The organism is Bacillus sp. CDB3, assembly GCF_002081505.1.
Taxonomy (GTDB): Bacteria; Bacillota; Bacilli; order Bacillales; family Bacillaceae_G; genus Bacillus_A; species Bacillus_A cereus_AT.
Window position 1 is genome coordinate 1 of the sequence record NZ_ALBR01000062.1, and the last position, 21,799, is coordinate 21,799.

The window sequence follows — 21,799 nt, forward strand, 5'->3', positions numbered from 1 at the left end:
GTTACGTTTCCGTTTAGGTTTAAGTTAGTAGTTAGTTAGTAACTACAGTCGACGAACAACGAACCTAAACTAAACTAAAAACTACTCTACTATTATACTATAGTGAGATGTTTTTTTAGTATTTTTCTATTCTTTTAATAAAGTAAAACTTTAATCAGTGAGGATTTCGTTCATCACCCACTGCTAAATCATCCATTTCCTGCAATGTTACTACCCCCGTATGTTCCATCATACTTACAATATACATCCAGGCGCTATAAATTAGCTACAAAACCATTGACACACAAAAATATATAATCCCAACAATTACTTTTTCACCCGTTAGGAATACATGCGCTTCATTCTTTTTTACTTTATTTTTGTACTGGACCCTTTGGAAACTTTAAGGATTTGATTACATTTTATACACATCATTAATATAGGACCACCCACCTGTTTCAATTCCTGTAGTTGCTTATGCTCGCACTTCCCCATATGATTACCTCCCTTATCATATAATTAGGCCATTTTGTAATCACCATAACTACCAGGTCCATTCCTAATTTAAAGTTTGAATAAAACGTTTAAACGCCGATACCCCTTCTTCGTCTCGTTTAAAAACACCAGCATCTTCAAGCGCCTGTACAAATTTCCATCCCACTTCTTCTCTTACAATCCCCTGTACATTTTGTTCATCTATCCGATTTCCATATTTAGTTTTTAATTGTTCTGCCCATCGTATATGATACGATTGAATATCACTTGGAATATCAAGCAAGAACTTTTTCACTTCCTGAAGCTCTGTTTTTAAACGAGCAGGAAGTACAGCTAATCCCATTACCTCAATTAGGCCAATATTTTCTTTCTTAATATGCTGTACGTCCTCATGAGGATGGAAAATACCTAGCGGATGCTCTTCACTTATACGATTGTTTCGCAAAACTAGATCCAATTCGTACATACCATTCCGGTAGCGTGCGATCGGTGTAATCGTATTATGTGAAACTCCATTTGTAAAAGCATATATATTAACAGAAGAATCACTGTACCCCTTCCATCTACCTAGTATGTACTCACCCGTATTTACTAATTGTTCTAAGTCTTCACTCCTTAAACGAATAACTGACATGGGCCATTTGACAATAGAACATTGAATTCCTGAAAAGTCAGCTAGTTCAAAGTCGAAGTCGTTCGGTGCTTTTTCCATAGCAAATTCATATTTCCCACCTTGATAGTGATCATGGGTTAGAATAGATCCTCCTACAATGGGCAAATCTGCATTGGATCCAAGAAAATAATGGGGAAATCTTTCTACAAATTTTAATAAACGCATAAACGTTTGACGATCAATTTTCATATTTCGGTGTTCTGCGGACAATACAATACAGTGTTCATTGTAATATATATACGGAGAATACTGCAGAAACCATCTTTCTTTTGCAAGATTCATATGAACCATACGGTGGTTCGAACGTGCAGGATGTCCAATTCTGCCCATATATCCTTCATTCTCAATACAGAGTAAACATTTTGGGTAGTTCTTACTTTCCAATGCTTTTTCTCTCATAATTTGTTCCGGATTTTTTTCCGGCTTCGATAAATTAATCGTTATGTCAAGGGCACCATATTCCGTTTTTACTTTATAATTTATATTTTGAGCAATTTGCTTCATTTGGATATAGTTGCTATTTTTACTTAATTCATAGAAGTAATCTGTCGCAGTCATCGGATTTTGTTCGTATTTCTCATAAAATAATGCATTGATAGCGGATGGTTTGGACATAAAGACATCCATAATTACGCTTGCTAAAATCTCTTTCTCATCAAATACTTTCTTAATAATTTCATGCGTACAAGCATATTCAATTAATTCTTCTAATAATTCCGGAATTTCTTTCTTTACAGACGCTGACACTTCCACTACAAAATCATCTAAGCAAAGCAGGGAAAGAATTTTATTCCTTACATATATTTCATCTTCTCGTTCAATCAATTTAGCTTCAATAGCACGATCAATTAACTGCTGGATTGTTTGATATATCATCAACGTTTTCCTCCTCGATCCTCATAGCCCTTTGGATTGTTAAGATGCCAGTTCCATGCATCTTTTATAATTTTATGGACAACCGTACGAGTTGCCCTCCATCCTCATGTAAGAATCTCTTTCTCCGAACAAACTAGTAACATACCTCGGTCGCCCACTCATTTTGTAAGCTATTTTATTAAAGTATACGTATGTAAAAACACTTCCACAATAAACATCTTGTCGTGTTTTTTAGACATCTTGCTTTTCATTTGTAAAAATCCACTAAAAAACATACGAAAGGAAAAAGATTTTCAAGAGAAGTTTCCAATGGTTCAATGAACACAATAAGGCCTATCTCCTTGGAGATAGGCCTTTACTTTATGATGTTACTCTATCTATGAAACAACCTTCAACTTGAATCAGGCTCTTTACCTCAAAACTTAATTAGCCTCTGCTCCTGAAGCCAGCTTTTCAATACGTAGATTATCTAAAATAAATGTACCTGCTCCAGTATCTCCGTTTAAACTAGTTCCATCACTAAAGATTCCTACATAAGTTTGGCCGTTCTCAGAACCTGTCACCGTAAACTCTACTGTTTTTGTGTCAGTCGATGCATTAAGAGTGTTATTCACACTTAGTCCCTTTGCACTTGCGATGTCTCGAACATCAATTTCTTGATCCCCTGAAATAAAGCGATATGCGTTTGCTGTTGTTTGATAATCAAATGATACTTTATATGTTACTCCTGATTCGAAACGATAATTTTGAGGAATGGTACGATACAGCAAACCTTTGTTTCCAGTGTTCACTTTAACAGACCAATTTCCACCTAATACATCATCGACTAATTTTTTGCCTGCCCATCCTTTTTGCGTATATGGAGCATGCAATTCAGACAAATGAATTCTGTTGTCTTCTACCCCTTCTGTATTACCAATAACAAATGGGTAAATGCCTTGTACCACCGTTTCAAAATCTTGTTTAAATTCCGTCGGTGAGACATTATTTTTTAATGACTTTTGAACGATCCGAACATCATCAAATTTTGTGTTTCCTTTTCCAGAATCACGGCTGAGAGTTAATTTAGCTTTATTAGTTACAGCTGTAAAGCTCACTTGCATGATTTGCATTTTGCTATTGTATCCATCATTTGTGGCATGTGAATCTGCCTTAACATAGTTCTTTTGCAGGCTGCGAAGTGTGTAATTACTAGCATCTTCTTTCCCACCTGTTACTGTAATTCCAGCCTTTACATCACTATTGTTTTCAACATATACCTCTGCTACATAATCTTTACCAGGTTCCAAACCAGTAAGGACACGAGAAACAGTTGTATCTTTTGATGGACTATCAATATTCAAATAGTAATCTCCACTACTTAAATTACGGTTGCTTCCAGTTTGATTCGTTCTGATGGCGCTTACAGCTTTGTTATCACCCTCAATAGTTGTATATGCACTTACTTTTCCTGTATTGAATCCAGCGTCATATATATGAGCACCCTTGCTCCAATCATAGTCAAGGATTTCCAAACCCTTATCTTTTTTTGGTACAACAACATAAGGCGTTGCCGCACTAGCTGTCAAAGTTACCTTATTATTTACGACTTTGACTTCTTTCACATCTGTTCTACCGCGATCTGTCAATTTGTATATATAAACACTAGATATACCCTTATACTCATCTGGAAGTGTCCAAGTAGTTGTACCACCTTCCAAATTCCAGTGATACAGTTTTTCAGAATCAGAAGTTGGATTTTTAAAGTCTTGTTTCACCCAAGGAATTAAATAAGCCTTTCCATCAAGTATTACATTTCCATTCAGTGTAATAACACGTTCCCTAGCATTGTCTTTTCTAGTTACATCGACAACATCCCCATTACTTGGGTCCTTCAATTTTATTTCCTTTTCTAAGTTTGTCTTGCTTTTATCACCTTCTACATCTGTCCAATTCGTTACATAATATTTTTGTAGGAATTTAGTAGGTAAATTAGTATCAAATGTCATGCGAATAAAGTTATCGAAATTCTTATCAGATTGCCATCCTTCGAAACCAGCTAATTCAAATCCACCAAGTAATGGATGGTCAGCAGTTCCACCTACTTCAGGCCAATTCAACACCCAAGAATCTCTTTGGTGATTGCTAATAAAGCGCAGTACTTCTGAGTTAATGCCCTTGCTTTCCGGACCACCGTAGTTCTTATCAGTAGCCCAATGTTGCCACGTTGAATAATTGGCCATAGAACCACCAAATTCCGTTGTTAATCTCCAACCTCTATCTTTAAATTGATCTGCTATTCTATTTGATTCCCATTGATTTTGATACCATACATCCAAATAAATAAAGTCAAGATCTGGAGCAGCAGTTTTCAATTCATCTAGTCTTTTCGCACGCGATCCAGAATACAAATCTTTTAATTTATTAATTGTATAAGATTGATCTAACCATCCCCATCCTAAAGAACTTGGACGATCAATAAAATCATTATTGAAAGCTTTCGCTTCAGGATAAGTTTCTTGAGCATTTATATGGACACCAAATTGGGTATTATACTTACGCCCCTCTTTAATAAGCGTATTTAAATCTTTAACGCCGCCCATACGTTCACCCACATCACCATAATCTGGATGACCACTATCATGCCCTTCGTTTGCATATCCTTTTAATATTACAGCTTGCCCCAATTCATCTGTAGCAAGGGCAACCTTTTTTACATTATCTGATGTTTTTAAGAATGGTTGTTGTGCTTGTGATCCGAAATTCATTGCAATACGCATTCCAACATTATTGTTTACATCTTGGTATCCTTTAATGTCTTGCATAATATCACGGTATGCAATCGCCGCATCCTGCCAGTCTGCCTTATTATCATTATTCAAATCTTTAGCAATAGCTATTTTAATAGTTGGTTTATTCTTTTGTGGTTCTGGCATAAAATCTCTTTGGTAATAAAGTGCACTAGAACCTATTCCCATTGCTTTCGCACCATTTTTATTTACATATCGATTAGCAACTAAGTTTTTATAGCCGTCCACTTCTGAACTAGACCATACACCTGCACTCAATTCGTCAGTTGACAAGAATGCTGTATAATTTTTAGTAGATGTACCTATTTCCTCCATGGAAGAATCTACTTTTACATCTACATCACCTGTTTTCCTAACATCTGTACTAATATTCGTTAATTTAGCTTTTGCCCCTTTTTGCTCCGAATTTACCGAAATAAAGTTCATATCAGCAAACTCAACTGTCTCGATTTTGGCACTACCATTATTCTTAATTTCATCGAAACTATAAATAACCTTATTATCATTCACCTTCAAAGATACTTTAAATACAGCATCAAGGTTTTTCATTTCATCCACAACTTTTAATGTATATAGCACTTCACTATCGTTTAACTTTTCAAAGTTTACTTTAGGATAGTATAGTCCACCATTTACTTTCAATCCGTAAACAGGAGCTTCCTGTCCACTCATTACTTTATCGCCAACTTTGTATTTCACAATCCGCGGGAATACTTGGTCAATTGTGACGTCCATATACTTTGACTTTAATGTATCTTCTACTGGTGGAGTATCTGGAGGTTTTGGCGCACTATATTCTTTTATTTTGACATTTGAAATCGTAATATCGGCAGCACCTCGGCTTTTTTCAAACCCTAGTAAGCCCGCTTGATCTACACCACCTGTTAAAGTCCAAGAATCTACCTTTTTACCATCAATGTATAACGTCGCAACATCGTCCATGACTACTAAACGTAAATGGTATGTTTGTTTTGCTTTTAACGGCACGTTTGAAGTCATCGACGTCCAATTGTTTATAGGACCAAATGTTTCACCAAAATACTGATCGTTCGTATCCCCTGTACCTACATATGTGTATGTAGATGAATTTTGAACACGATAGATTAATCCAAAGCGATTCATCTTGTCAGTATTAGTAGTAACATTCGCTTCAAAAACACCATTTTTAATCGCTTTCATTTGGTTGTAGACAATTCGATTCTTTTGGGTAGATGTAACACCGAAAGTTGCTGAACCATCTTCATTATAAGTAACTTTTCCGTCGCCTGAGATAATTTTAAAGTCGCCTTCTTCTAGTTTATTATCCGTAATGTCGACAAGTTTTTCATCACCTGGATCCGTGCCTCCATCACCAGGTGCAGCTCCTAATTCAATGAGAACTTGACTTTTTTTATCTCCAAAAGCACCGAGTTTAACTGCTTCCTTACCTGTAAGGAGGTTATTTACATCATTAGGTAAAGTAACCGGTCCAAATAAATCTTTTCCATCTAATGTAATATTCATAGTGGTTCCGTTATAATCGATTTTTATGGAATGTGAGGTCCCAGCCTCTGGAAGTGGAACATTCGGTCTCGTTTTGAACCAATCACCTTTTCCTTGATATTTGTATTCATAGAACCATCCAAGTGAGTCGTAGCCTACAAAAACGAAGTTATTATTGTCAATATAATGAGGATAGAAACCAAATCTAGTATCTTCTCCCTTGGCTTCTGGAGTAAAGGTATACGCCATCGTTCCCGATTCTTTAGCGGCTTTATTTGTTCTTGAAAAATTGCGGCTTTAGCCCCATTATCATTTCCAACACCTGCTCCAAGCCTTGCATAAGACTTCCCATTTTGTTCTATTAGTACATTGACTTCGTTTCCTCCAGATGAAATTGTGACCCATGGATTAGACGTATTTGCCCCTACATGTAATGGCACAATCATACTCACTAAAAATGTTGGCACAATTAGCATAAGTGCAAGAAGGGTATTAAAAGCTCTCTTGAAATGCTTATTTTCCAATTCTTCTCCTCCTTTGAATTTTAAATTTTAGTTAAAGACGATACCTGCACATTAATTTTTAAATATACCAAAACCTGAAAGGTATCGTTTTCACTTATGTTTAGGATAGTTTTTTTAAAGTGCCTACACAATAAAGATATTGTTTCTTTTTTTAGGTATATTGTCTTTTTAAAAGCGCTTACAAAATAAGGGTATTGTTACCTTTTTTAGGTACACTTCCTTTTTGGTTACATCTCACAAAAATTCAATCGATTTGATTGTACATGGCAATTAGTGCTTATCATTTCTTTTAGAAATAAAATGTCACCCCACATATCTTGGTTGCTATCGCCTTTACTGCTCTAGACTTGCATCCTAGAGTTTACGACCATGCTGGGCGCACTAAAAAATGAGCAGGCGAATGTCTGCTCATTTTTCATCATTCCGTTTAAATGCAAATATTTTTTCAAGATATAAAGAAATGAAGGATACATAGAAGAAAAGATATTGTACTAACTTTGAAGCTCCGCTGTTTGTTTTACTTTATCGAACCATGAGTTGGCTGTCTCTTTCAACACGAGATTCAATTCTTCAGCATTCCTTTTACCAGTATCTTTTAACCAATCACGACCTGCTTGTTCGCCGCTTATAGCAAAAGGTGCCACACCGTCTTTCCAGGTTGCCCGACCACATAACACTCCGTTAAAGGTAGAACCAGATTCTTTAGCAAATCTTAATGTTTCTTGGAATAATTTAGCACTTACACCTGCACTCAGGAAGATAAACGGCAGCTCAGTTGCTTCACTTTGTTCTTTGAAAAAGAAGCAGCTTCTTCTTTTCTGTATACGAATTCGCCTGCCGTATACCCTTCCACAAAGTTCATATCCACCGGAACCTCTACTTTTAAAACATCTACTTGATATTGAGGTTTCGAGAACTCCTTCATGGCCTCAATCACTTTGTGTGGTTTTATTTTTGCGTACGCTTTACTTTTTGCATCATCATTTTCAGCATCATAAGTAACAATCTCCAAGAAAAATGGAATGTCTTCAGCAGCACACTCAGATCCGATACGTTCCATATAGACATGCTTATAGTTATTAATTTTTTCATCTTCATCGAAATCATAGTAGAGTAAGAATTTAATAGCATCGGCACCTGCTGCCTTTAATCGTTTCACTGACCATTCCGATAATAAATCCGGTAACCGTCCTACTTCTGACGCATCGTATCCAGTTTTTTCATACGCTACTATTAAGCCGGATTCTTTATCTCGGACCTTTGCCGCTGGCAGTCCGTATTCCGGATCCAAAAGAATCGCTGTTGCAAATGGTGTTAATTCCTCAGAAACCAATTCTTTGAAACGGATAATGCCCTCATCTCCAACATGACTTGCACCGCCAGACGCAATCATTTTTTTCAATGAACCACGTTGATCAATAGCCAATGCTCCAATTATGCCATTTTCAGCAGATAAACGTTTTAGAGCTTCCAATTTATTCTGGGTTAGTTCTAACATCAACATTCTCCTCTATCAATCTATTTTTTCAACATTAACGAGATCAAAATATTGTTTAAACTTATTCACATTAATATAACCAGTTTCAGCTTCCATGGTATTTAACATTCCTGTAGTCATCGCCGTTTTAAGTACAGTCTCGACCGTTTGATTTTGATGTAGTGCCACAGCTAACCCTGCAACTGTCGCATCACCAGACCCAACAGGATTGACTACTTCTATTTTTGGAATCGTAACTCTGTAATAGTCCTCGCTATGCTTGACAAAGGCACCTTCACCACCCATGGACACGATAATCCACTCAATTCCATTAAATAGTTCATGGTTTAATGCTTGCTTCAGATCAATGATTCCTACTCCCATGTTAATGCCAAGCAGCTGAGATAATTCCGCTGCATTTGGTTTGATGGCAAATGGTTTTTCTTTATGCACCAAGGCGTTTTCCAAAGATTCCCCTGACGAATCCATAATCACTGGAATTCCATTGTTATTGCACACTTCTAACATTTGATAATAAAAGTTATTCGGTAACCCTTTCGGCAAACTGCCCGAAATTGTCACAAGTGAAGCTGTTGTTAGCAGACATTCAAATTTTTCTAAAAAAGTTGCCCCTTCTTCTTTGGATAATGTCGGCCCCGATTCTAAAATCTCTGTTTGCATCCCTTCATGAAGAATGGCAATACAATTTCTTGATTCTTTTTTAATTTTTAAAAAGTCATTTGGAATATTGCCTCTATTTAACTCTTGAATAATGTATTCGCCAATCGTACCACCAAGCACACCTGTCGCTAGGACAACTTCTTCCATTTGAGCGATCACTCGCGCCACATTCAAGCCCTTTCCACCAGCAGTTTTATGAACTGTTTCCACACGGTTCACAACATCTAACTTTAATTCATGAATCGAATAAGAAATATCGACGGATGGATTCATGGTGACAGATAAAATCATTTGAAATCCCTCTTTCAGAAAAATATTTAAGCTTGAAAACGGCACACACCATCAAGATAGGTAGCTGCTAAATCCATCGCTGGCGTCAGTACAATAAAGTCAGCAGCATATCCCTCAGCGATCTTCCCACATTCGCTATCAAGCAGAATACTTTTAGCTGGTGCAGTACTCGCCATGTAAATCGCTTCCTCAGGCGCGGCAATTCCCCAATCGACGACATTTTTGACAGCATCTTTTAATTGCAAAATGCTACCTGCTAAACTTCCATTTTCCAAACGAGCCATCCCATCTTTTACTTTCACAGGAAATTCTCCCAGTTGATAAGTCCCTTCAGACATACCTCCGGCCATCATACAATCGGACACCATAACGATATTTTCTCTGCCGCGGACATTCATTAAAATATTTGAGGCGACAGGATGAACATGATGTCCATCACATATGATTTCGACAAAAACATCTTTTAGATTCATGGCTGCTCCGACCATCCCTGGCTCACGATGGTGCAGCGGACTCATTCCATTGAAAGTATGAACAAAAATGGATGCACCTTTTTCAATGGCTTCCTTTGCTTCTTCATAAGTTGCATCACTGTGGGCCAATGCCACTACAATATCTTCTCGCGCAGCGTATTTAATAAATTCCACTGCACCTTTTCTTTCAGGTGCAATCGCAATTTTTTTAATAGAATCATTTGATAATTCCTGCCAATCTTTCAACATATCAACTGATGGATCACAAAAATATTTTGTATTTTGTGCCCCTTTATGCTTTTCAGTAAAAAACGGTCCTTCTAAAAAAATCCCTTTAATTTTTGCGCCTTGCACTTTCGTGTAATTGGCACCAATCATTTCAACGACGTGATTCAACAATTCTACCGAAGAAGTTAAGGTCGTCGGTAAAAAGGATGTAACTCCGCAAGAAAGGAGTCCTACCGAAATTTGGTTCAGTCCTTCAAAATTATTGTCCATAACGTCGTGATTTCTAAATCCATGAATATGTGTGTCTACTAAACCAGGAGCAATCCAATGTCCTGTATACTCAATGATTTCTGCCGCTTCCATCGGCCTGTTTTCTGAAAAAACACCGAATTTTCCATCTTTTATTCCCAAAAAGCCAGGACCTACGACCTTCCCCTCAAGAAAAAACTTATCTGCAAAGATAAAAATAGACATGTATTTTTCCCCTACCCTAGTTACTCATATTCGTAGATAGTAACACCTTTAACGACACGATTCACCGTTCCTGTCGGTGAAGGTGTATCTGGTGTATTACCTACTTTCACGGAGGCTAACAGTGATACTGTTTGCCCAATCATGACAAAAGGTAATGCTAAGTAAGCATCTGGTACAGACTGGGCCTCTTTGCCGAATGCAAACCTGTTCCCAGCATAATTGGTTTCTCCATCAACCTCGATGGCACATATATAGCTGGCAATGTTGTCCTGCTGCATTTCTTTTAACATATCTAAATCATACTGACGTGTATAAGGATGGTTGGAAACAAACACAAAAACTAATGATTTTTCGTTTACAAATGATTTTGGACCATGCCTGAATCCTAACGGTGAATCAAACGCGGTGACGATTTTCCCAGCTGTCAGCTCTAATATTTTTAATTGCGCTTCTCTTGCTAATCCTTCTAAACTACCAGATCCTAAGTAAATAATTCGGTGAAAATCAAAATCAATCATCTCTTGGATGACGTCTTCCCTTTGAATGACACTTTCACCCATTTGATGAATCATTTTCACTATCTTTGATTTTTCTTCATTCGATAGAGAATCAAAAACGAGTAATGCCGTTAACGCCATGCAAGTATAACTTCCTGTCATTGCAAACCCTTGATCATTCGATTTTTCAGGCATCAATAGCAATAAATTCTTTTCATTTCCCACTGCCCGTTTGGCTAATTTACCATCTTTAGCACAAGTAATCGTTACCTGATACAAATCAGTCACTATTTGCTCAGCTAATTGTACAGCAGCAATACTTTCGGGACTGTTCCCACTTCTAGCAAATGAAACGAGTACAGTTGGAAAATCTTTTTTGAAAAATTGGTAAGGATTTGAAACCAAAGTGGTTGTCGGAATACTTAGCATTTCCCACTGCTGTTCATCAACCTTTTCTTTTAAATAAGGGGTGACTGTATCACCGACATAGGCAGACGTTCCAGCGCCTGTAAAAATAACTCGAATCCGGCTGTGTTTCGTTAATAATTTTTGAAAAAAACCTTCAATTCCCCCGCTTTTCTCCATATATAAAGCAAAGGTTTCGGCCCATAAATTTGGCTGCCGTTTTATTTCTGCCGTTGTTATCGATGCACCTAACGAAACTAAATTTTCTTGACTTAATGTAAACATATCCGTCCACTCCTCTACCTATTTGTCATCATTTTCTCCATAAATGAAGACCAGTGGTGCCTCAATACATATCTTCAAATACTCGTAATCCAGCACCAATAACTCCATTATTCTGCGCCAATGTACTGATGCTCATCTGGTCTAAAAGATGTTGTTGTTCAGGAAGCTGATAAATTTTCAGCTTTTCTTTAATCAACTCCAACAGAAAAGGATTTTTCACAATGACACTGCCACCAAAAGTCATTTTGTGCGGATCCAATAAACAGGAAATCGTATAGAGCCCTTGAGCTAAATAATCCGTTACCTCGTTAATGATGGACTGATATTCCTGTACCCCATTTATATAACCAGCAAAAACATCCTTGGTTGAAATAGTATCTACCTGTAAGTCCCTTTCGGCTATTCTCTGGATCCCTGGCCCGGCAGCGACTTTTTCCAATCTATTATTGGTCCCCTTCGAAAAGGCTGGAATCAGACCCAACTCCCCAGCAAACCCTGCTCCCCTGAAAAACGAACCTTTATGGATGATAGAACAGGAGATTCCCGTACTTATAGTCACGTAGACAAAGGTCTCATCCTTTTTTCCCTGTGCTGCTTTCCATTCGGCAAAAGCCGCCATATAGACGTCATTGTCAATCGTAATCCGCTCGATGCCAAATTGCTCCTGTAAACGGAACGTAATGGGAAATTGTCTCCAAGGCAAATTGTTTTGAAAAATAGCGATCCCCTTCGCCCGATCCACTTTTCCTGGTACACCAACACCGATGCCCTCGATGTTAGCGATTGAAATCGATGATTTTCTGAGAACTTGTTCCACAGCTTCTACGACTCTACCAAACATTTTTTCCCGGTCTGAAGGATCACTTTTTACTTCCGCACGTTCAAGGAGTACGCCCGTATCCGAAATGACTCCCGCTGCAATCTTCGTTCCTCCAATATCAATGCCGACTGCCTTTTTCATTTGTCCGCACCCCTAAGTTTGTATTTGAAGAACTGCGTAATTTTCTATGATTGCTATCGTTGACATATATATGCGTTTCCTTGATCCATCCACTTCCTCTGGTCGATTTATACGTATTTCCGATTGTAATCATAAAGCAGCCCTAAGAGACCAGCCAATCCAATTAACATCATACTCAGTTCGAATTTACCAGCTGTCTTTTGGTAGATGATAATCAAAGATAGGCATACGATAAACACAACAATTTTAATAATGAATAAAGCATTAGCTTTCATTTGAAAAAACCTCCCATCGAATTTCACTAGGTGCTAGCGTAACTTCTTTCCTGTTTCCTTGTCCGTCGTAAACAGCCGTCGTTTGTTCGCTCATTGAATTGTTGACAATCGCCATTTTTTGAATTGATGGATATGCATGGACTTCACAATAAATGTTGCTAGCATGAAATGTTTGGAATTCCCCTTCTTTATGAGCAGCATAGTATAACGCGCGCATCAGTAAACGTGTATTTTCTTCGCTGTATGGTAGCCCTGCTATATAGACAGATCTGCCTTCTCCAAACGAATGACTAGAAAGATGCACTTCACCATCTGAATATTCGATTATTTCGGTTTCCTCTGATAACGCATAAATGTTTTTCATCCCTTCACCAAAATCGAATTGAGTACTATCCGCAGAAATAAAATGATTTTCGACAGGAGTGATAAAATATTTATCTGTTGATAAGCTGAATCCTAGTTCCTTATCAACACCTAAGACGTTCGCCAATTGAAAATAATGTCCTTCATGCTGATGGGCTGTAGGTTCGCCAATGCCTATGAAACCTCCGCCGTTATAAACCCAGGCCCTGATTGTAGTGACTAACTTTTCATTAATCCAATGAGCCCCGCCTGAAAAAGCTGTACCCACATCGCCAGCATTAATGATTACATCAACACCCTCAGGTATCCCATCATTAATGACATCATCAAAACTAATGAACGAAACCTCCACGGCAGCCCCGCTCAAGGATTCCAAAACACCTAAATAAGAATAAATTTGTTTATACCATAGTGCATGAGCGACCATATGTGTCTGCCAAGTTCTCAACTTACCCCAAGAGTTCAAAATTGCGACTTTAAGACCGCTGTATGGTTGAACGCCTTTAATTGTGTCATAAATCCCACGAAATTCCTCGGTGACTTCTTCAATGTATGATACGAATTCTGGAAACTGATAAGCCAAACTTAAATAACCACCATAACCGATGCGGTCAACAGGATTTCGCAGTAACGCTCTCCGCGCTGTTAACCAGTTTTCATTGGCTTCAATCACTGGATTGTTACCTTCATAAAATGTATCTGGGAAGAAATAAGGTAAGAATCGGCCTTCTGTGTAACGAACATGTGGTATATCGGCAATCATACGTAATGTGGCTCCGCCGCCCACACTACCTACAACTGCGTCCATTCCGATATTTTCAAAGTATTTTCCATACGGTTCCGTACCAATCCAGTTATCACCAAGGAACATCATCGCTTCCTTGCCACTGTCATGGACAATGTCCACAAGTTTCTTTGCTTCTTCAGCAACAAACTTATGTACGAAATCCATATAATCTAAAAAGGCTGGAGTTGGAATTCGAAACGAAGTATTGTAATAGCCTTGATCAACGATGTCTTCCGGTCTTAAACGGTAGCCTTTTTCTTGTTCAAAAGCCTCCAAAGCAGCGACTGAAACACTAGCACCATAACCGAACCAATCGACAAATTTTTCTTTTCCAAGATTATTGAATACAAGAGTAAAATGATAGAAAAATGTTGTGAACCTGACCACATCCGTATCCGGATTTTCTGCCAGCCATTGTTTTAAGTAGGTTTTCATAAATTCATTAGAGTGCGGCTGCCTAACATCAAAAGGAATGTCATGTGGCTTATCGCCCCAATCATTTGTAATATGATTGTACATTTGTGTTGGATCCCAAATCGCATACACTAGGAATGACACCGTGTATTCATGCCAAGGAATCGCCTTCGTAATCAACACACGATTTTTCTCTTCGTTTACTTCCCAATCATTAACATCAACAACTTCTCCGGTCGTCCGGTCGATGATCTCCCAGTATTTCTTAGGACTGTTAAGGTAATCCGGCTTTAATTGTTCCTCAAAGTAACCTTTCATAAAATCAATTTCAAGTGTGTCAGTAATTGCCGTATTGAATAAGCTCATTAAATAGAGTTGCTGACATTCATCCATATGTTTCTCTGCAAACTCATTGTGAGCTCTAGCAACAAAATAGGTCGTATAAATTTTCGCATCCAATTGTTTAATATCATCATCCAGTTTTGTCCCATCACTATCGCGAATCGCATCTGCACCCCAGCGCTGCATCAATTCTTTTGTTTCCTTAAGAAAATTTTCTTCACTCGGTAAGGTAACACGACCTGTTTTCTTTTTCATATAAATCCTCCTTTAATCCTTTAAACCACCAAGGGTCATCCCTTGTGTTAATCTTTTTTGAACAATGATATATAAAATCAACGTTGGCAACATGACGAGAACCATTCCTGCATACATTTGACCATAGTTAGCAGCAGATTTTTGGGCTGCCATCAAGTTCATTAGTCCAACAGGTAACGTTTTATTCGGTCCTGGGATTAATGTTAAGGCAATAATGTATTCGTTCCAAAAGGCAAGAAAATTAAATAGAATGACGGCAATAATACTTGGACGAGCTATCGGAATCATGACTGAAATCATTGTTTTAAAATATCCGGCACCATCAACCAACGCCGCTTCCTCATACGTGGATGGAAGAGATTGAAAAAAACTAGACAACAAGTAAATGGTAAATGGCAACGCCGTCGCCGCATACACCACAGCTAAAACAAATAAATTGTCTAATAGAAATCCATCCCCAAGTTCTCCCCGTAAAAAGGTATCTCCGCCCAATAACATTAAGAAAATTGGAACAACAATATAGTTCACATTGATGAATAATCCAGCTTTAAAAAAACCATTTATTAATCGACTTCCTCTAAAAGTATATCTTGCCAAAACATAGGCTGCCGGCAAAGCTACAATCAATAAAATAAGCAGAGCCAATGCTGTTACCATAACTGAATTCAACATATAGGTACCCATATTTGCCTTTTGGAAAGCATCAATGAAGTTTTGAAAATAGAAGCTTTTTGGCATGGACCACGGGCTTCCATAAAATTCCGAGTTTTGCTTCACTGAGGCTAAGAAAACCCATGCAACAGGAATAATAATAGAGATTGCTAATGTAATCAGTGCTACGTAGATAAAACAACGATACACTGTTTCTGTCGTCATTCTTTTTTTGCTTTTTATTATTTTTGGCCCTTGATACGCTTTTTCTGCAGTCATTCCTTTTTGTGTTTCCATCGTTTTTGGATCTGGATATACTGTTTCTGTCTCCATTCTTTTTTGTGTTTCCATCGTTTTTGGACCTCCTTAATACTCCAACACTTCCCTTTTAGTAACACGGCTGATAATCGCAGATAATGCAAATGAGAATAGGAAAATGACCACTCCAATAGCCATACCGTAACCGTAAGAAGAATTGGTATAAGCCTGCTTATACATGTAACTTAAAAACACTTCCGTCGATCCGTCGGGTCCGCCGCCGGTCATCGCTTGGACAAGAAGAAAACTTAAGTTAATCGTACTAATAACGAAGAAAGTTAACGTCGTCCGCATGTTATTCCAAATTAACGGTAAGGTAATACTGAAAAATTGTCTGATTCGTCCAGCGCCTTCCAAAGAAGATGCTTCATAAAAACTTTCCGGGATACTCGCCATCGCCGCCATATACATGACCATATAGTAACCAACGGCTTGCCAAATGAGTGCTCCGCCGATGCTGTATATGGCAATTTTTTGATTACCGAGCCACATTTTTTGAAGGTTCTCAAGGTTAAACAAAGCAAGCAAATTATTCAACAAACCTGTGGTTGGATCATAAACTGCCGAAAATATCCCCGAGATGACCACAACAGATAAGATATTAGGGATGTAGAAAATAATTCGGAATAAACTCTTACCTTTTATCTTTTCTCTCGTTAACAAAGTGGCAAACAAGATCGCCAGCACCATGGTGATAAGTGTAACGATAACAATCAATACAATACTGTTTTGGAGAGATCGAAAGAAGTTCATATCATTCCATAAAATTTTGAAGTTATCGAGCCCAACAAATACCTTATTATTAGAAAATCCTCCCCACTTATATAAGGACATTCTGAATACCTCAATTGTAGGAACAATCATAAAAATAGCTAACAGGATTAGTGCGGGTGCAGTGCTCACAAAAATAAAAATTCTTTTTTCTGTTGTCTTATTCATGCCATCACCTCAATTAATAAATATAATGGTGAAACTAGCTGTTCACCATTATATGTAGTGAAAACTAATAAACTAATTTATTTTAATGCAGACCGTAACTGGTCACTCACTTTTTCAACAGAGCTTTGCCAATCTTTCACCTTTTTATCACCAGAAATAACGCTGTCAATCGATCTAAATAATGTATCTGGCATACTTACACCTTCAACGGCTTTCGTTGCAGCAAATCCACCTACCCCGACTTTCACTCCATTATCATAAATACTATAGAATGATTTATTTTCGCCTGTTAGCTTATTAGAAAGGCCTTTGATAGGCTGAATCGCACTAGATTCAGCAAAAATTTCAACTGCTTTATCCGAATACACAAACGTCATGAAATCTTTAGCAGCTTGTTTATTTTTAGCTGCCGAAGGAATCCACATTTGTTCAAAGAAAGTAAATGCATAACGGTCGCTATTAGCATCAATTGTCGGTAAAGCCATCATGCCCCATTCAAAACCTTTAGATCGAGGCGCTTCTTTCATTTCACCAACAACCCACGTACCATTTGGCATAAACAATGCTTTGTTATCGAGAATCAATTGTTGATTCTTCTTGTAATCTTTATCATTTGCATTAGCAACAGTTCTTGGTTCTGTGTATTTTCCTAATTTTCCGATAATTTCAAAGACTTTTGTTGCTTCAGAAGTTTCCCAGACGCCATCTCCATATTTCATAGCTTTATTGTATAATTCAGGTCCACCCACCCCTAATAGTAAAGAGTAGAAGAATGTATCAAAGTAGCCAGTGGTCGGATAAGTAAATAAAGAAATCCCTTCTGCTTTCGCTTTATCGCCCAAAGCCCACATTTCGTCCCAAGTTTTCGGTACTTCCCAACCTTTTTCCTTGAATAAGCTGGCATTATAGAATAATCCGGTTGGACTATAGAACATCGGTGCCATATAAGTTTTGCCATCGTTATAAGGATTAGTTGCAGGTGTACCAGTAAGTCCTGGTACCAACTTATCTTTGACTTTGACATCTTCACCATAAACGTTCTTATCAAAAACATCGGTAATGTCTTCTAATGCTTTATCTTTAATCAATGTTTCTGTCAGTGCTTGTTTTCTTCCGGTTGCCAATAACACTACATCCGGATAGTTTCCTGCTTTCATATTCGAACCGATGACATCCTCAAGATTTTTATCCACCGTCAATTCAACATCGACTTTTGGATTAGCAGCTTCATATGCTTCAATTACTTTGGTCCACATCTCTTTACCATAAGCCGATTCAAGTGTTGCCACATGAAGGGTTTGTTTTTTACTGGATCCTTTACCGCCCGTAGAGTTATCAACTTTTGTAGTATTACCCTGGCAGGCTATTAAACTAAGAGATAACAAAGCTGTCATTCCAGATAACAAAAACTTTTTTTTCATCTTTATCTTACCCCCATCTCCTAATCTTCCTTTCATAACTCAAGAATACAGAATAGATAACGCTTTCACAACACACATCTTGTTCTGTTTTTTAGATATCTTGCTTTTTGTTTAATATTTCCCTAAAATCATTATAATAATAGATAAAAAGACTATGAAGGAGGGAGTCTTTTGTCCAATGAGGTGTATGAGATTCCGCAATCTCAAAGAGGCCATCTTCCAGTAAAACTGCTTTATGTAACAAAATCAAAATACGATAAAGATTGGCATAGTACCAACCATGCGCATCACTTTACAGAGCTATTGTATATTACCAAAGGCAAAGGAACTTTTATCTTTTACAAAGAAGAAGTCCCCGTGAAAGAGCATGATTTGATTATCATCAACCCGAATGTCGAGCACACGGAAAAGTCTGATACCGATCACCCACTCGAATATATTGCACTTGGTATTCAAGGTCTCTCCTTTTCATCTACAGAAAATCCGGGTCAAATCACTATTTACAATTATAAACAGGAGAAAAATACCTTTCTCTTTTACCTTGAGCAATTGCTTGAAGAAGCGGAAAATCATCAGGAAGATTATGAGTTGATTATGCAAGACATTTTAGAAATTTTGTTGCTTAAAATGATGAGAAAAAAAGCTTTTAACGTGGAGAAAACCTCTACTCAAAAAATCAATAAAGATATTGAATTCATAAAAAATTATATTAAGCAGCATTTCCGCGAAAATATCAGCCTGGATACATTAGCAAAAGTCAGTCATATCAATAAATATTATCTCGCGCATTCCTTTAGGAAATTTGCCGGGGTTTCACCTATTGAATACTTAATTCAAATTCGGATTAGAGAAAGCAAACTATTGTTGGAAACTACCAACTATCCAATTTCCAATATTTCAACAATTACAGGATTTTCTTCCCAATCATTCTTTTCTCAATCTTTTAAACGAGAAACGAAGCTATCTCCTTCACAATATAGAAATACTATAAACTCTAACAAAAATAAAACGGATTTCAATGCAAAAAATTAAATACACCTGCGATAAATCTATAAATCTCGGACGTATTGTTACTATTATTTTAGAAATGTGGTGTTCCTATGATTCAAAAATTAAAAGCATATTATGGTGAAGATATAAAGATTAATGAAGCCGTGTTGTCTGAGGATTATAGCTGGTTTTTAGTTGAAGAGCATAAGGTAGGGATTCGAAAAACTCGATTACATAAAAAGGAACATTTATTGCTTTCATCCATCTTAACACCTATTCATACTGATACATTTTATGAAACTGAAAAAGAAAAATCATGGTATGCAGTATTATATAAAAATAAAAACACCCCTATAGTATCGGTTCGTTTTTTACACTTCTTCACAACGCGACCTATAGTAGAAAGAGAAGAATTTCAATACGCTTTACAGTCTATGTTTCCTTTCACCACTACAACAATATGGGAAACCTCTCAAACTGGCGCCCTCATCTTAGAAGAAAATATACCTGAATCTGTATTGCAGGCAGCCCTTGATACACTAGAAACAGATTTTTTTATATCTCTATCCTTTTTTATGGGCAGACACTATACACAAACAAATGAAATTGCTCGACTATATCAATGGGAGCGAAATTTATTTTCTGTTCTTTCTCCCTATTTATCGCAAAAAATTATACACATTGAACAACTACTTCCTTATCAATTAATGATTTCATTACCGAAAGAAGAAAGAGAAAAATACACGAATCAATTATTAGCACCTATTTCTAATAACAAGGAGCTAATAGATAGTGTTAAAGTATTCTTCCAATGTAATTTAAATGTATCACTTGCAGCGAAACAATTATATTTACATCGTAATACTTTACAATATCGAATTGATAAATTCATTGAAAAGACAGGAATTAATATAAAAACTTTTGAAGGTGCAGTAACAGTTTATATGGCTTTTCTTTCATTGGATATTTCGTAAACTTGTATAAAAAACCTCTCATTCTTTTGTGCACCATGCCAATTTACCTGCGCTTATAATAATCTTATAATTCAATTAATTATAAGAAGGAGTGAGTAATCATGACAGAACTTGTATTAGATCATATTTTTAAAGTTTATGATAATAAAACGACTGCTGTTTCTGATTTTAATTTACATATTGAAGATAAAGAGTTTATCGTATTTGTTGGACCTTCTGGATGTGGAAAATCAACAACTCTACGTATGATTGCAGGTCTAGAAGACATTTCTAATGGTTCGTTTTATATTGATGGAGAGCGTATGAATGATGTCGCTCCAAAAGATCGCAACATTGCGATGGTATTTCAAAATTACGCACTATACCCACATATGACTGTTTATGATAATATCGCTTTTGGCTTGAAACTACGCAAACTTCCAAAAGATGAAATTAATCGCCGAGTAACGGAGGCGGCGAAAATCTTAGGGCTTGAAGATTACTTAGAACGAAAACCAAAGGCATTATCAGGTGGACAACGCCAACGGGTTGCACTAGGAAGAGCTATCGTCCGTGACGCAAAAGTGTTTTTAATGGACGAGCCTCTATCCAATTTAGACGCAAAATTACGCGTAAGTATGCGTTCAGAAATCTCTAAACTTCATCGCCGGTTAAATACGACCACTATATATGTGACACATGATCAAACAGAAGCAATGACAATGGCATCACGCCTTGTTGTTATGAAGGATGGGCTCATCCAGCAAGTTGGTACTCCAAAAGAAGTATATGATAATCCTGAAAACATTTTTGTTGGCGGATTCATTGGTTCTCCAGCTATGAATTTCTTTACCGGGACATTACAGGATAATTATTTTCATATAGAAAATATCCGCTTCAAAATACCAGATGGTCAACTAAAAACGTTAAAGAATAAAGGATATGATAAAAAAGAAATCATACTTGGTATTCGCCCTGAAGACATTCATGATGAACCCATTGTTCTTCAATCTTCTCCTGAATCGACCGTCGAAATTACAGTAGAAGTTGCTGAATTATTAGGAGCTGAGACGATGATTCATGGAAAACTTGCGAGCCAAAATTTTATTGCACGAATCAATGCTCGTTCAGAAATTAAAGCTACCGATAAAATTCCGTTAGCTTTTAGTTTAACTAAAGCTCATTTTTTCGATATTGATACAGAACAACGTATACGTAATAATTGATGGATGAATTCTTTCTAATTTTGGACAGACTGGTCCCGTAAATCAAGCTCTTCTTTTTTAATCATATGCATAACTTCTACTTCAGAAAGAGTAGATGTAGCTGTGTCAAAACATTTCGTGAAGAAGATTTAAATGCTAGATTCCCCGGTTTATTAGATATTGTATTAAACGCGACAGAACCATACTAAAAAATATTNTNTATATATATATATATATATATATACTATACTATACTACTACTACTACTACTACTACTACTACTACTACGTACGTAC

The 21,799-nt window shown here is 37.0% G+C and carries 14 protein-coding genes and 3 pseudogenes; 3 read left to right on the forward strand and 14 right to left on the reverse strand.

Annotated features, from left to right (window positions below; translation table 11 throughout):
• Positions 1-538: 538 nt before the first annotated feature.
• The 13 genes and pseudogenes from galT to CDB3_RS14455 all read right to left on the reverse strand — a co-directional run bounded on the left by galT (position 539) and on the right by CDB3_RS14455 (position 18,355).
• Positions 539-2,023: a UDP-glucose--hexose-1-phosphate uridylyltransferase gene (gene galT / locus CDB3_RS14405; protein ID WP_128854970.1), complete on the reverse strand. Its 1,485-nt coding sequence runs from the start codon at positions 2,021-2,023 to the stop codon at positions 539-541.
• A 422-nt stretch (positions 2,024-2,445) separates the two neighbouring features.
• Positions 2,446-6,818, reverse strand: a pseudogene (locus CDB3_RS14410) (endo-alpha-N-acetylgalactosaminidase family protein).
• 491 nt (positions 6,819-7,309) lie between these two features.
• Positions 7,310-7,462: a hypothetical protein gene (locus CDB3_RS33120; protein WP_372708545.1), complete on the reverse strand. Its 153-nt coding sequence runs from the start codon at positions 7,460-7,462 to the stop codon at positions 7,310-7,312.
• A 66-nt stretch (positions 7,463-7,528) separates the two neighbouring features.
• A pseudogene (locus CDB3_RS14415) lies at positions 7,529-8,322 on the reverse strand (tagatose 1,6-diphosphate aldolase); the annotation flags it as partial.
• A 9-nt stretch (positions 8,323-8,331) separates the two neighbouring features.
• Complete coding sequence (gene lacC / locus CDB3_RS14420; protein WP_128854962.1) at positions 8,332-9,267, reverse strand: tagatose-6-phosphate kinase; 936 nt, start codon at positions 9,265-9,267, stop codon at positions 8,332-8,334.
• Between the two features lie 26 nt (positions 9,268-9,293).
• Entirely contained in the window at positions 9,294-10,442 is a 1,149-nt protein-coding gene (gene nagA, locus CDB3_RS14425; RefSeq protein ID WP_128854963.1) for an N-acetylglucosamine-6-phosphate deacetylase, read from the reverse strand.
• A 20-nt stretch (positions 10,443-10,462) separates the two neighbouring features.
• Positions 10,463-11,629, reverse strand: a complete 1,167-nt coding sequence (locus CDB3_RS14430) for an SIS domain-containing protein (RefSeq protein WP_128854964.1) — start codon at positions 11,627-11,629, stop codon at positions 10,463-10,465.
• 61 nt (positions 11,630-11,690) lie between these two features.
• Positions 11,691-12,590, reverse strand: coding sequence for an ROK family protein (locus CDB3_RS14435; protein WP_128854965.1), 900 nt, complete (start codon positions 12,588-12,590; stop codon positions 11,691-11,693).
• 107 nt (positions 12,591-12,697) lie between these two features.
• Positions 12,698-12,865, reverse strand: a complete 168-nt coding sequence (locus CDB3_RS33125) for a DUF6903 family protein (RefSeq protein ID WP_372708544.1) — start codon at positions 12,863-12,865, stop codon at positions 12,698-12,700.
• Entirely contained in the window at positions 12,855-15,026 is a 2,172-nt protein-coding gene (gene gnpA, locus CDB3_RS14440) for a 1,3-beta-galactosyl-N-acetylhexosamine phosphorylase (RefSeq protein ID WP_128854966.1), read from the reverse strand. The genes CDB3_RS33125 and gnpA overlap by 11 nt, the downstream gene beginning before the upstream one ends.
• Before the next feature lie 12 nt (positions 15,027-15,038).
• Positions 15,039-16,028 carry a carbohydrate ABC transporter permease gene (locus tag CDB3_RS14445; protein WP_179139704.1) on the reverse strand — a complete coding sequence of 330 codons (990 nt, stop codon included), beginning with the start codon at positions 16,026-16,028 and terminating at the stop codon, positions 15,039-15,041.
• 15 nt (positions 16,029-16,043) lie between these two features.
• Positions 16,044-16,934: a carbohydrate ABC transporter permease gene (locus CDB3_RS14450; protein ID WP_001044590.1), complete on the reverse strand. Its 891-nt coding sequence runs from the start codon at positions 16,932-16,934 to the stop codon at positions 16,044-16,046.
• A 77-nt stretch (positions 16,935-17,011) separates the two neighbouring features.
• A complete protein-coding gene (locus tag CDB3_RS14455; RefSeq protein WP_128854972.1) occupies positions 17,012-18,355 on the reverse strand; it encodes a carbohydrate ABC transporter substrate-binding protein in 1,344 nt (447 codons plus the stop codon).
• A 171-nt stretch (positions 18,356-18,526) separates the two neighbouring features.
• On the opposite strand from CDB3_RS14455, the gene CDB3_RS14460 reads away from it, so the two are divergent.
• From CDB3_RS14460 to CDB3_RS14470, 3 genes are all read left to right on the forward strand, one after another.
• Positions 18,527-19,387: an AraC family transcriptional regulator gene (locus CDB3_RS14460; RefSeq protein ID WP_128854967.1), complete on the forward strand. Its 861-nt coding sequence runs from the start codon at positions 18,527-18,529 to the stop codon at positions 19,385-19,387.
• 68 nt (positions 19,388-19,455) lie between these two features.
• The gene (locus CDB3_RS14465; RefSeq protein WP_128854968.1) at positions 19,456-20,319 is read left to right on the forward strand and encodes a PucR family transcriptional regulator; all 864 of its coding nucleotides are present in this window, start codon (positions 19,456-19,458) and stop codon (positions 20,317-20,319) included.
• Between the two features lie 101 nt (positions 20,320-20,420).
• The gene (locus CDB3_RS14470; protein ID WP_128854969.1) at positions 20,421-21,524 is read left to right on the forward strand and encodes an ABC transporter ATP-binding protein; all 1,104 of its coding nucleotides are present in this window, start codon (positions 20,421-20,423) and stop codon (positions 21,522-21,524) included.
• Positions 21,525-21,538: 14 nt separating this feature from the next.
• Here CDB3_RS14470 and CDB3_RS14475 read toward each other — a convergent pair.
• Positions 21,539-21,640: pseudogene (locus CDB3_RS14475) on the reverse strand (IS6 family transposase); the annotation flags it as partial.
• Positions 21,641-21,799 lie beyond the last annotated feature (159 nt).

Coding starts and splice junctions, on each gene's coding strand:
- galT (WP_128854970.1), bottom strand. CDS start 2,023: ATGATATATCAAACAATCCAGCAGTTAATTGATCGTGCTATTGAAGCT.
- lacC (WP_128854962.1), bottom strand. CDS start 9,267: ATGATTTTATCTGTCACCATGAATCCATCCGTCGATATTTCTTATTCG.
- nagA (WP_128854963.1), bottom strand. CDS start 10,442: ATGTCTATTTTTATCTTTGCAGATAAGTTTTTTCTTGAGGGGAAGGTC.
- CDB3_RS14430 (WP_128854964.1), bottom strand. CDS start 11,629: ATGTTTACATTAAGTCAAGAAAATTTAGTTTCGTTAGGTGCATCGATA.
- CDB3_RS14435 (WP_128854965.1), bottom strand. CDS start 12,590: ATGAAAAAGGCAGTCGGCATTGATATTGGAGGAACGAAGATTGCAGCG.
- CDB3_RS33125 (WP_372708544.1), bottom strand. CDS start 12,865: ATGAAAGCTAATGCTTTATTCATTATTAAAATTGTTGTGTTTATCGTA.
- gnpA (WP_128854966.1), bottom strand. CDS start 15,026: ATGAAAAAGAAAACAGGTCGTGTTACCTTACCGAGTGAAGAAAATTTT.
- CDB3_RS14445 (WP_179139704.1), bottom strand. CDS start 16,028: ATGGAAACACAAAAAAGAATGGAGACAGAAACAGTATATCCAGATCCA.
- CDB3_RS14450 (WP_001044590.1), bottom strand. CDS start 16,934: ATGAATAAGACAACAGAAAAAAGAATTTTTATTTTTGTGAGCACTGCA.
- CDB3_RS14455 (WP_128854972.1), bottom strand. CDS start 18,355: ATGAAAAAAAAGTTTTTGTTATCTGGAATGACAGCTTTGTTATCTCTT.
- CDB3_RS14465 (WP_128854968.1), top strand. CDS start 19,456: ATGATTCAAAAATTAAAAGCATATTATGGTGAAGATATAAAGATTAAT.
- CDB3_RS14470 (WP_128854969.1), top strand. CDS start 20,421: ATGACAGAACTTGTATTAGATCATATTTTTAAAGTTTATGATAATAAA.